This is a genomic window from Hydrogenophaga sp., assembly GCF_041633695.1.
Taxonomy (GTDB): domain Bacteria; phylum Pseudomonadota; class Gammaproteobacteria; order Burkholderiales; family Burkholderiaceae_C; genus Hydrogenophaga.
Window position 1 is genome coordinate 1 of the sequence record NZ_JBFJMY010000102.1, and the last position, 11,819, is coordinate 11,819.

At 64.8% G+C, this 11,819-nt stretch carries 11 protein-coding genes; all 11 read left to right on the plus strand.

The features are described from left to right. A partial coding sequence (locus tag ABYB95_RS08595; protein ID WP_372658054.1) for an NADP-dependent oxidoreductase occupies positions 1-928 on the plus strand: 928 nt, incomplete at its 5' end. Between the two features lie 143 nt (positions 929-1,071). Next, the gene (locus ABYB95_RS08600; RefSeq protein ID WP_372658055.1) at positions 1,072-2,739 is read left to right on the plus strand and encodes an isovaleryl-CoA dehydrogenase; all 1,668 of its coding nucleotides are present in this window, start codon (positions 1,072-1,074) and stop codon (positions 2,737-2,739) included. A gap of 87 nt (positions 2,740-2,826) precedes the next feature. Next, a complete protein-coding gene (locus tag ABYB95_RS08605; RefSeq protein ID WP_372658056.1) occupies positions 2,827-3,762 on the plus strand; it encodes a glutathione S-transferase family protein in 936 nt (311 codons plus the stop codon). Next, positions 3,759-4,241: a GNAT family N-acetyltransferase gene (locus ABYB95_RS08610; protein WP_372658057.1), complete on the plus strand. Its 483-nt coding sequence runs from the start codon at positions 3,759-3,761 to the stop codon at positions 4,239-4,241. Before ABYB95_RS08605 ends, ABYB95_RS08610 begins: the two co-directional genes overlap by 4 nt. 39 nt (positions 4,242-4,280) lie before the next feature. Then, on the plus strand, positions 4,281-5,186 hold the full coding sequence (locus tag ABYB95_RS08615) for an SDR family oxidoreductase (protein ID WP_372658058.1): 906 nt from the start codon (positions 4,281-4,283) through the stop codon (positions 5,184-5,186). A 9-nt stretch (positions 5,187-5,195) separates the two neighbouring features. Next, the gene (locus ABYB95_RS08620) at positions 5,196-5,768 is read left to right on the plus strand and encodes a methylated-DNA--[protein]-cysteine S-methyltransferase (RefSeq protein WP_372658059.1); all 573 of its coding nucleotides are present in this window, start codon (positions 5,196-5,198) and stop codon (positions 5,766-5,768) included. Between the two features lie 349 nt (positions 5,769-6,117). After that, complete coding sequence (locus tag ABYB95_RS08625) at positions 6,118-6,585, plus strand: MarR family winged helix-turn-helix transcriptional regulator (protein ID WP_372658060.1); 468 nt, start codon at positions 6,118-6,120, stop codon at positions 6,583-6,585. Positions 6,586-6,627: 42 nt separating this feature from the next. Further along, a complete protein-coding gene (locus tag ABYB95_RS08630; protein WP_372658061.1) occupies positions 6,628-7,023 on the plus strand; it encodes a DUF1398 domain-containing protein in 396 nt (131 codons plus the stop codon). A 269-nt stretch (positions 7,024-7,292) separates the two neighbouring features. Beyond that, the gene (locus ABYB95_RS08635) at positions 7,293-8,507 is read left to right on the plus strand and encodes a multidrug effflux MFS transporter (protein ID WP_372658062.1); all 1,215 of its coding nucleotides are present in this window, start codon (positions 7,293-7,295) and stop codon (positions 8,505-8,507) included. After that, a complete protein-coding gene (locus ABYB95_RS08640; protein WP_372658063.1) occupies positions 8,504-9,913 on the plus strand; it encodes an MFS transporter in 1,410 nt (469 codons plus the stop codon). Before ABYB95_RS08635 ends, ABYB95_RS08640 begins: the two co-directional genes overlap by 4 nt. A 94-nt stretch (positions 9,914-10,007) precedes the next feature. Next, positions 10,008-11,819 (plus strand): Tex family protein (locus tag ABYB95_RS08645; RefSeq protein ID WP_372658064.1); only part of this gene is annotated, 1,812 nt, incomplete at its 3' end.

Here is an 11,819-nt window from a genome sequence, read left to right on the forward strand (position 1 = left end):
ACCGGCCCTGGCCGATGGCCAGGTGCTGGTGCGCCACCACTACCTGAGCCTGGACCCCTATATGCGCGGCCGCATGAACGACAGCAAAAGCTACGCCGCCTCGCAGGCGCTGGGCGAAGTCATGATCGGTGGCACCGTCGGTGAAGTGGTCGAAAGCCAGCACCCCAAATTCCAGGCCGGTGATCAGGTCGTGGGCATGGGCGGCTGGCAGCAATTCAGCGTGGTCGACGCGACCCAGCCCGGCGCCTTGCGCAAAGTCGACACCACGCACGTGCCGCTGTCCTACTACCTTGGTGCGGTCGGCATGCCGGGCGTGACCGCCTGGTACGGCTTGGTCAAGATCATCAACCCCAAGGTCGGTGAAACCGTGGTCATCAGCGCCGCTACCGGCGCCGTGGGCAGCGCCTTCGGTGCGCTGGCCAAGGCCCGTGGCTGCCGCGTCGTAGGCATTGCCGGTGGCCCGGACAAGTGCACTTACGCGGTGGACGAACTGGGCTTTGACGCCTGCATCGACTACAAGCTGCACAAGGACATGTACTCGCTGGCCAAGGCGCTCAAAGAGCACTGCCCGAACGGCATCGACGGCTATTTTGAAAACGTGGGCGGCATGATCCTGGACGCCATTTTGCTGCGCATGAACGCCTTTGGCCGCATCGCGGTCTGCGGCATGATCGCCGGCTATGACGGCCAGCCGCTGCCGCTGACCAACCCGGCGCTGATCCTGGTGAACCGCTTGAAGGTCGAGGGTTTCATCGTCAGCGAACACATGGAAGTCTGGCCCGAAGCGCTGACCGAACTCGGCACCCTGGTCGCCCAGGGCAAGCTGCGCCCGCGCGAGACCGTGGCCGAAGGCCTGTCCGCCGCACCCGAGGCTTTCATGGGTCTGCTCAAGGGCAAGAACTTCGGCAAGCAACTGGTGAAGCTCTGACCCTCTGCGCCGCAGAGCTTGACGTCCACCCCGGACCCCTCTAGGGGCGCCAGCGGCTCGGCAGAGTCGGTTCCTCGGTGGCCCGGCTTGGGCTTCTTACTCGCTACTGCAGAGTCACCGCTGACCGTCCACCTGGAGGCCATATGAGTACCACGCACGAAGTCTTCAACCAGCCCGGACCGCTGGTGGACGTCAACCTGTTCGCGGGCAACCAGGCCTTGCAGGCGGCGCTGGCGTTCAATGCGCCGTCGTTGGATACCGCGCCGTTGCATGCGCTGGGTGAGCGCGTGGGCAGTGCCGAGATGCAGACCCATGCGCGGTTGGCCAATGTGTGTACGCCACAGCTCAAGAGCCACGACCGTTTCGGCCACCGCATCGACCAGGTGGAGTTCCACCCGAGCTACCACGCGCTGATGGCGGCGGCGACGGGCGCAGGCTTGCACGGCACGCCGTATGCCCCGACCGAGCAAGCGAGTGGCCACGCGCATGTGAAGCGTGCCGCCGGGTTCATGCTGTTTACCGAGCTGGAACCCTCCATCCTGTGTCCGATTTCCATGACCTACGCGGTCACACCTGCGCTCCAGGGCAATGCGGCGATTTACGCCGACTGGTCAGCCGGGCTCACCAGCCGGTGCCACGACCCGGTGCTGAAGCGCTGGCGTGAAAAAACCGGCCTGACCATGGGCATGGGCATGACGGAAAAGCAGGGTGGCTCGGACGTGCGGGCCAATACCACACGCGCCGAGCCTGTGGGTCAAGACGATTGGGGCCAGCGCTACCGCGTCACCGGGCACAAATGGTTTTTTTCCGCGCCCATGTGCGACGCCTTTCTGATCCTGGCGCAGACCGCTTCGGGTCTCAGCTGCCTGTTTCTGCCGCGCGTGCTGCCGGACGGCTCGCTCAACCCGCTGGCCATCCAGCGCCTCAAAGACAAGCTGGGCAACAAGGCCAACGCCAGCAGCGAGGTGGAGTTTGCGGGCACCACCGCCTGGCTGGTGGGCGAAGAGGGCCGTGGTGTGCCGCAAATCCTGGCCATGGGCAGCATGACCCGGCTCGATTGCGCCCTGGGCACCAGCGGCTTGATGCGCCAGGCCTTGTCTCTTGCCTTGAACCACGCCAGCCAGCGCCAAGCCTTTGGCAAGACCTTGATCGAACAGCCGCTGATGCGCAACGTGTTGGCCGATCTGGCGCTCGAATCCGAAGCGGCCACGGCACTGGCCCTGCGCCTGGCGCGCAGCTTTGACCGCCGCGACGATGCCCACGAACAGTTCATGAGCCGCTTGCTCACCCCGGTGGCCAAATTCTGGATCTGCAAGCGTGGCAGCCATTTCGCCCAGGAGGCCATGGAATGCCTGGGCGGCAACGGCTATGTGGAAGAGGGCGGTGAAGGTGTGCTGGCGCGCATCTACCGCGAAATGCCGCTCAACTCCATATGGGAAGGCGCGGGCAACATCATGGCGCTGGATCTGCTGCGCGCCCTGCGCAAGGCCGATGCGGCCGAGGCGTTGGCGCACGAACTGGCACCGGCGCGTGGCATGCACCCGGCGCTGGACCACTTGGCCGAACGCTTGCCTCTGCAGGTGCAAGACATGGCCACCGAAATCGAGGCCCGGCGCCTGGCACAAGATGTGGCGCTGGCGGTGCAGGCCGCGCTGCTGGCGCAAACCGCGCCGGGCGCTGTGTTTTCAGCCTTTTGCGATTCGCGCCTGGGTGGGCAATGGGGCCACAGCTTTGGCTCGCTCGGCGCTGGCACCGATTTCGACACCATCATCGAGCGTGCGATGCCGCGTCCTGCGGCGGGCTCGGGATGATCGGAGCACAAACGCCCTGCGGGCTGAGCCTGTCCCTCGACCAGCTCAGGACGAACGAACCACAACGTGAACGGAGATTGCTGAACCATGTCTGACCTCATCCTGCACCACTACCCCAGCTCGCCTTTTTCAGAGAAGGTGCGCCTGATCCTGGGCTACAAACAACTGGGCTGGAAGAGCGTGGTGATCCCGCGCATCATGCCCAAGCCCGACCTGCTGCCTTTGACCGGCGGCTACCGCCGCACACCCGTGCTGCAGATCGGCGCCGACATCTATTGCGACACCGCGCTGATCTGCGACGTGCTCGAACACCGGCAAGCCACACCCACGCTCTACCCCGAGCACAACAAAGGCGTTGCCCGCGTGCTCGCCCAATGGGCCGACAACAGCTTGTTCTGGGCCGCCATGGGCTACAACCTCAGCCCCAAAGGCGCTGCCGCCATGTTCGCCGGCCAACCGCCCGAAGCCGCCCAGGCCTTTGCCGCCGACCGGGGTGCCATGCGCGCCGGCATGACCAGCCTGCGCCCTGGCGACGCCGCCGCCGCCTACCGCAGCTACCTGCGGCGCCTGGCCAATATGCTGGACGAGCACCCGTTCTTGTTGGGCGATGCGCCTTGTGTGGCCGACTTCGCCGCCTACCACCCACTGTGGTTCAGCCGGGTGGTGAACCCGGCCATGGCCGGTGTGCTGGACGCGACCCCTGGCGTGCTGGATTGGATGGACCGCATGCACGCCCTGGGTCATGGTCAGATGGAAAAATCCACCGCTACCGATGCAATTGCCCAAGCGGCGGCGAGCGAACCTGCGTCGCTGACCGACGAGACCTTCCAGGACGAACACGGCATTGCCCTGGGTGCGAGCGTGACCGTGTCGGCCGAAACCTTTGGCCAGGAGCCGACCGCCGGCATTCTGCGCGCGGCCACCCGCACCCGCTACACCCTGGAGCGGCAAGACGAGCGGGTGGGGCGCGTGCATGTGCATTTCCCCCGCATCGGCTTTGTGCTGAGGGAAGTGAAGGCGTGAAAACCGCTGTGTCCTTGGCGGGTTTGCGCTGGCGTGGCCTGGCGTTTGAAGCGCTGAGCGTGGCCGAGCTGTACCGCCTGTTGCGCTTGCGCGCCCAGGTGTTTGTGGTGGAGCAGGCTTGCGCCTTTCAAGACCTCGATGGCCTGGACGAGCAGGCGATTCACTGGATGGGCGAAACCACCGATGAACAAGGCCATACCCGCTTGCTTGCTTACACCCGCTTGAGTCCCGCAGGCACTGCGTTCCATGAGGCCAGCATCGGTCGTGTGGTGATTTCACCCCTTGCACGTGGCACAGGTCTTGGGCACACGCTGATGCGCGAATCGATCGCCGAGTTGCACCGCCGGTGGGGCGTGCAGGCCATTCGCATCGGTGCCCAGGCGCACCTGGCATCTTTCTACCAACAACACGGTTTCGTGTCGGACAACAAACCCTATGTGGAAGACGGCATCGACCACATCGAGATGGTCCGCGCCTGATCCCACTCACTTCACATCCATCGATCAAAAGGAGACCACATGATTCAAGATTTCAAAGGCAAGACTGCCGTACTCACCGGAGCCGGATCGGGCTTTGGCCTGGAATGCGCCCGCATCGGCGCCCGCCTGGGCATGAACCTCGTGCTGCTGGACGTGCAGCAGGACGCTCTGGACCGTGCCACGGCCGAAATGGAGGCCGCTGGTGCCGCGGTGCTGTCGCGCAAGGTGGACGTGTCCAGCGCCGAGCAGATGGAAGCCATCGCGGTGGATGTGCAGCAGCGCTTTGGCGCCCCCCACTTCGTGTTCAACAACGCCGGCGTGGGCTCGGGTGGTCTGATCTGGGAGAACTCGGTCAAGGATTGGGAATGGGTGCTGGGCGTCAACGTCTGGGGCGTGATCCACGGCGTGCGCCTGTTCACGCCCATGATGCTGGCCGCAGCCAAGGCCGACCCGGCGTGGCGGGGCCACATCGTCAACACCGCCAGCATGGCGGGCTTGCTCAACCCGCCCAATATGGGCGTGTACAACGTGAGCAAGCACGCGGTGGTGAGCCTGACCGAGACCCTGTACCAGGATCTGAAGCTGGTGAGCGAGCAGCTCAGCGCCAGCGTGCTGTGCCCGTACTTTGTTGCCACGGGCATCAGCCAAAGCCACCGCAACCGGCCCGGTGACATGGCCCAGGAAAAGCCCACTGCCAGTCAGCTGATTGGCCAGGCCATGACCGACAAGGCGGTGAACTCGGGCAAGGTCACGGCGGCCGAAGTGGCGCAAAAGGTGTTTGACGCCATCAGCGCGGACCAGTTCTACATCTTCAGCCACCCGCGCGCGCTGGGCAACGTGGAGCAGCGCATGCAGGCCATCGTGTCGGCCACCAATCCCAGCGACCCCTTCGCCGAGCGGCCCGAGATCGGCGTGGGTTTGCGCGCAGCGCTGCGCGGCACCTGAGTCGGGACTATGCCACTGCGCACCGCCGCCGACGAGGTGGGGCACGCCTTGTTCGACACCACCATCGGTGTCTGCGGCATCGCCTGGGGGCCACGCGGTGTGCTGGCGGTGCAATTGCCCGAGGTGGACGCAGCTTCGACCCGGCGGCGCTTGCTGAAATCGCTGCCTGCAGTAGGACCCGAAGGGGTGCCGCCACCCCCTGCGGTGAGCCAGGCGATGGCCGGCATACAAGGCTTGTTGGCAGGTGAACCACGGCATTTGCGCGAGGTCGTGCTAGACATGGACCGGCTCACCCCGTTCCAACGCCAGGTCTATGCGCTGGCCCGCGCCATCGAACCCGGGCAGACCCGGACCTACGGCGAGTTGGCCCAGGCCTTGGGCGACAAGGGCCTGGCCCGGGCTGTAGGCCAGGCAATGGGCCACAACCCGTTTGCGCCCGTGGTGCCCTGCCACCGTGTGCTGGCCGCCGGCAACCGGCCGGGCGGCTTTTCGGCCCAGGGGGGTGCTGCCACCAAGCTGCGCATGCTCGCCATCGAGGGCGCGCAGCCGATGGGCATGGCGTCTTTGTTTGACGATCTCTGAGCGCGCGGCCCGAGGACCGTTGAAGACATAGCCCGAACGGGTTCTACGCGTCTGTGTGGCAGACGCACGGCGAAGGGAAGCGGGCCCGGTAGATGGCTGCCATGGTCACCACGATCGCGGCCAGAACCGCAGCGGTCGCGGTGGCCGCCGAACGCGCCAGCAAGACCGGCAACGGGCGCTTGCCGGTGTTGCGGACAGATGCGCAGGTCCATGGGGGTGTCTTGGGGGCCCCGGCAGAGAGCATGGGTGGCTCATGTGGTCACCCGTTTGTGGTCGGGGTTTCACGGCTTTGTTGACACCTGGTTTCCATGGAAACTAAAATGATCCGCAAGCCTTTTTGAGAAACCCTATGAACTTCGCTGAAGAACCCAAAGCCAGCCAGTTGGAATCCCACCTGGGCTATTGGCTCCGGTTTGTCTCCAACCATGTGTCCCTGCGCTTTCAGCAGCTATTGGAAGCGGAAGGCATTTCGGTGACAGAGTGGGTTGCCTTGCGCGTGGTGTTTGATCAGTCGCAGACCACGCACGCCGAATTGATTCGCCGGCTCGGGATGACCAAAGGAGCCGCGTCGAAAGTGGTGACCCGTTTGGAGGAGAAAGGACTGGCCCAACGGTGGTTGGCAAAGGACTCTCTGCGTGAACAGGTTCTTGAGCTGACGCCCAAGGGCCAAGCATTGGTCCCCCGGCTGTCCGCCTTGGCCGACCAGAACGATGCTTACTTTTTCGGCCACCTAGGGAAGGAGCAGCGCGGTGCACTCATGGCCACCTTGCAAGCACTGGTCACCCACCACCAACTCACACAGATTCCCGTCGCATAGCGGCGCTTTGACCGCGCTTCCATTCACTTGCTGGAGATGAATATGAACGACAACACCCAGGCGGCCATTCGCGGTGCAGCCGAAGGCTCGGCCGAAGGTCGCCTGCATTTCGGCCAAGTCGTGGACCAACTGATGCGGGCCGGTGTCGAGTCCTATTTGGCCGACTACCGCGCCCGCCGCACGATCTTTTATTTACCCGATGGCGAGACGCTGGACATCGCGCTGCACATGCCGGATATCGCCATCGCCGACCATTTTGATGCACCCGCCATACAAGCTGCTATCCATGGGTCGCAACAGGGTTTGGTGAAATATCCGGAGTTCAAGCGTCTGTGCTGTGTCGCAGGCTGCATCGGATACGCGGTTTGGATCGCCGGCCGCCACGTCACCTATTTCGGTCGTCGTGGTGAAACCCATGTCGAACCGTTTCCCCGCTGACGCTGGCGTCTGCCGCCGTGTTTGACCGTCTTGGCCGGCCCATCGGGCAAACCGAGACTCTGAAGAAGCACTACAGCCGAGCACTTCAAGCACCGGGGGGGGCGTTGTAGCGGGATCGCCTGTGGCGTCGGCTTCGGGCGGTGTGACCAGACCGCTTGCAGGTGGGGTGGATCTGATGCAGCACACAGCGTGTCGACTTGCAATCAGTGGTTTCCAAATGGCTACCCCCACGCCAGCACGACTTTTTGCCGGACGGCACAATCCTGCCCATGCCTGTCACACGTTATCTCAAAATGGCCCTGATTCTGGGTCTGTTGTCCGCCATCGGCCCGTTCGCCATCGACATGTACCTGCCCGCGCTGCCCGATATCGGTCGCAGTCTGGGCGCCGAGGTCGGCTCGGTGCAACTCACCCTGACCGTGTTCTTTCTCTCGCTGGGCGCCGGCCAGCTGTTTTATGGCCCGGTGTCGGACATGGTGGGGCGCAAGCCGCCGCTCTACTTTGGCCTGGCGCTGTTCACCCTGGCCAGCGTGGGCTGTGCCTTGGCCACTGATATCCACACCCTGGTGGCGCTGCGCTTTCTGCAGGGCCTGGGCGCGGCGGCCGGTATGGTGATTCCGCGTGCGGTGGTGCGCGATTTGCACACCGGCACCGAAGCCGCACGCCTGATGTCCTTGCTGATGCTGGTGTTCAGCGTCTCGCCCATTCTGGCGCCGCTCACCGGCAGCGGCGTGATCGCGGTGGTCGGCTGGCGCGGGGTGTTCTGGGTGGTGGCGCTGGCGGCGGTGGCCGGTCTGGCCTTGGTCTACGGGGTGTTGAAGGAAACCCGCTCGGCCGCTGCGCGGGTGGACAGCAGCCTGGGCAGTGCCTTGAGGGCCTACTGGCTGTTGCTGCGCGATGCGCACTATCTGGGGCTGGTTGGCATCGGCAGCTGTGCCATGTCCGGCTTTTTTGTCTTTCTGGCCGGTTCGCCTTTTGTCTTCATCAACCACTATGGGCTCTCGCCCACGCAGTACAGCCTGGCATTTGCGCTCAATGCGGCGGCGTTCATTGGCGCTGCGCAGTTCACGGCACCGCTGGGGCAACGATTCGGACTGGTGCGGCTGGTCAAGTTCGCGGCCAGCGCATCGGGCACGATCATGGTGCTCTTGCTGAGCTATTACTTGTTGGGGGGTGATCAACTGGCGGTCCTGATGGGCCTGTATTTTGTCGCCAGCGGCTTCATGGGGCTGGTGATTCCCACCACCTCGGTGCTGGCGCTGGACCGGCACGGCGCCATCGCAGGGACCGCATCTGCCCTGATGGGAACCCTGCAAATGCTGTTTGGCGCGGGCGCCATGGGCCTGGTGAGCCTGTTTGCCAACGGCGAACCGCTGCCCATGGTGATCGGCATGGCCACCGGCGCGTTGATTGGCGTGGCGCTGGCCTGGATCACGCTGGGTAGCATGGGACACACCCACGCGGCGCCGAAAGCGCAGGCTTGAAATCGGGCGAACCGTTGGCGGTTTCCGACGGGCTGCCGCAACCCCAGCGCCGCCAGGCGGTCTGGGTCATCGTGCTGGGCATCACGCTGGCGGTGCTCGACGGCAGCATCGTCAACCTCGCGTTGCCTGGCATTGCCCGGGAACTGAACGCGGCCGCATCGCAGGCGATCTGGGTCGTCAATGCGTACCAGATCGCCTCGCTGGTCACCTTGCTGCCCTTGGCTGCACTTGGTGAGCGCCTGGGCTACCGGCGCGTTTACCTCGTGGGCATGGCGCTCTTTGTGCTCGCATCGGTGGCGGCCACCTTCGCAACGTCGCTGACCACGCTGACGGCGGCGCGCGCCCTGCAAGGATTGGGCGCGGCTGGCATTTTGAGCGTCAATTCCGCCATGGTTCGCCTGATTTACCCCAGTGCCCGTTTGGGGCGGGGCATCGCGATCAATTCCATGGTGGTGGCCACCTCTGCCATGGCGGGTCCGACGGTGGCGGCGCTGATCCTGTCGGTGGCGTCCTGGCCGTGGTTGTTTGCCTTGAATGTGCCGCTGGGTTTGTTGACCTTGTGGATGGGGCGGCGGGCCCTGCCGGTGAATCCCATGCGCACGCATGCGCCGCCGGTCTTTTCGCTGCTGGACGTGCTGCTGAACGTGTTGATGTTCACCCTGGTGTTTTTGGGCGCCGAGCAACTCGGTGTGCGCGGCGACGCCGCTGCGGGCGCCTCGCTCAACGGTTGGGCGCTGCTGGCGGGCGGCGTTGGTATAGGGGCCATCTATCTGCGCCGCCAGTGGAGCCTGACTGCGCCTTTGTTTCCGCTTGATTTGTTGCGTTTACCGGTGTTCGCGCTGTCCATGGGCGCGTCGGTGGGGGCGTTCTGTGCACAAATGCTGGCATTTCTGTCCTTGCCTTTCCTGCTGCTGGAGGTCCATGGCCGCAGCCACCTGGAAGCGGGGCTGCTCCTGACCGCCTGGCCCCTGGCGACCGTCTTGGTCGCACCCATCGCGGGGCGGCTGATCGGGCGTTATCCGGATGGCGCTTTGGGCGGTGTCGGCATGGCGGTGTTCGCGCTCGGTTTGCTGCTGCTCGGTTTGTTGCCGGACCAGCCCTCCAGTGCCAACCTGGTCTGGCGCCTGATGCTGTGTGGCGCTGGTTTTGCATTGTTCCAGTCGCCCAACAACCACACCATCGTCACCACGGCTCCACTGCACCGCAGCGGTGCCGCCAGCGGCATGCTGGGCACGGCGCGCCTCACCGGCCAGACGTTGGGCGCGCTGATGCTGGCGGCCATTTATGCCGCGTGGAATTCGCACGATGGCCAGGGCGAAGCCATCGCCATGTACCTGGCCGCCGCTTGTGCCGTGCTGTCCGGCGTGAGCAGTTCGCTGCGGGTCCGTGCTGCCACCTTGCGCTGACGCGGGCGGTGTTCGGTAACCGTCTGCAAGCACGGAAAATCGCCTGGCCAACTATGGCAAACTGGGCCGTTTTGAGCGTTCAGATAGGCAGTACATGCAGCAGATCATCCGGCAATTGGCCGCAGAAATTAAGGTAGAAGAAAAGCAGGTGAGGGCGGCCATCGAGCTGCTGGACGGCGGGGCCACGGTGCCCTTCATCGCGCGCTACCGCAAAGAGGCCACCGGCGGACTCGACGACATCCAATTGCGCGAACTGGCGTACCGCCTGGACTACCTGCGCGAGCTCGACGACCGCCGAGGCAGCGTGCTCAAAAGCATCGACGAACAAGGCAAACTGACCGACGCCTTGCGGGCTGCGATCGCCGCGACCACCACCAAACAGGAACTGGAAGACCTGTACCTGCCGTTCAAACAGAAGCGCCGCACCAAAGGCCAGATCGCACGCGAATTCGGCATCGAACCCTTGGCCGACATGTTGTTGGGCGATCCCACGCTGGATCCGGCTGCGCAGGCCGCCGCCTTCACGCGCCCCGCCGAAGTGCTGGACGACGGCAAGCCTGGCGCTGATTTTTCAACCGTGCCGGCCGTGCTCGATGGCGTGCGCGACATCCTCTCCGAGCGCTGGGCGGTGGACCCGGTGCTGGTGCAAAGCCTGCGCGAATGGCTCTGGGCCGAAGGCATGTTCAAGAGCAGCCTGTTGGCGGGCAAAGACGAAAACCAGCCCGATGTGGCGAAATTTCGCGACTATTTCGATTACAGCGAACCGGTGTCGCGCGTGCCCTCGCACCGGGCGCTGGCGGTGTTTCGCGGTCGCGCGCTCGACCTGCTGGACGCCAAACTGGTCTTGCCCGAGACGCCGGAACCCGGCCAGCCCAGCCTGGCAGAAGGGCGCATCGCACGCCATCTGGGCTGGAGCCACCAGGGCCGTGCCGCCGACGACTTGCTGCGCAAATGCGTGGCCTGGACCTGGCGCGTGAAGCTCTCGCTCTCCAGCGAACGCGATTTGTTTGCCCGCTTGCGTGAAGACGCCGAAAAAGTGGCGATCAAGGTGTTTGCCGACAATTTGCGCGACCTGTTGCTGGCCGCGCCCGCTGGTCCCCGCGTGGTGCTGGGTCTGGACCCGGGCATCCGCACCGGCGTGAAAGTGGCGGTGGTGGACGCCACCGGCAAGCTGGTCGACACGGCCACGGTATTCCCGCACGAGCCGCGCCGCGATTGGGAGGGTTCGCTGCACACCTTGCACCAGCTGTGTACCCGCCACGGGGTGAATCTGATCGCCATTGGCAACGGCACGGCCAGCCGCGAAACCGACAAGTTGGCCGCCGACCTCATCAAGCTGCTCGAGAAGGCCGGACCCGCTTCGTCAGGCTCCGCCCTAACGGCGATCCAGAAGGTGGTGGTGAGCGAGGCTGGCGCCTCGGTGTACTCGGCCAGTGAATTCGCCTCCCAGGAAATGCCCGATGTGGACGTGAGCCTGCGCGGCGCGGCCAGCATCGCACGGCGCTTGCAAGACCCCTTGGCCGAACTGGTCAAGATCGATCCGAAGTCGATCGGCGTGGGGCAGTACCAGCACGATGTGAACCAGAGCGAACTGGCCCGTACCCTCGAAGCGGTGGTCGAGGATTGTGTGAACGCGGTCGGGGTGGACCTGAACACCGCCAGCGTGCCGTTGCTCTCGCGCGTGTCGGGACTGAGTGCAGCGGTGGCGCGTTCGGTGGTGCACTGGCGCGAAGCGCACGGTGCGTTCCGCAACCGCCAGCAGTTGATGGACGTGGCCGGCCTGGGCGCCAAGTCGTTCGAGCAGAGCGCGGGCTTCCTGCGCATCCGCAACGGCGACAACCCCTTGGACATGACCGGTGTGCACCCCGAAACCTACCCGGTGGTGGAACAGATACTGAAGCACACG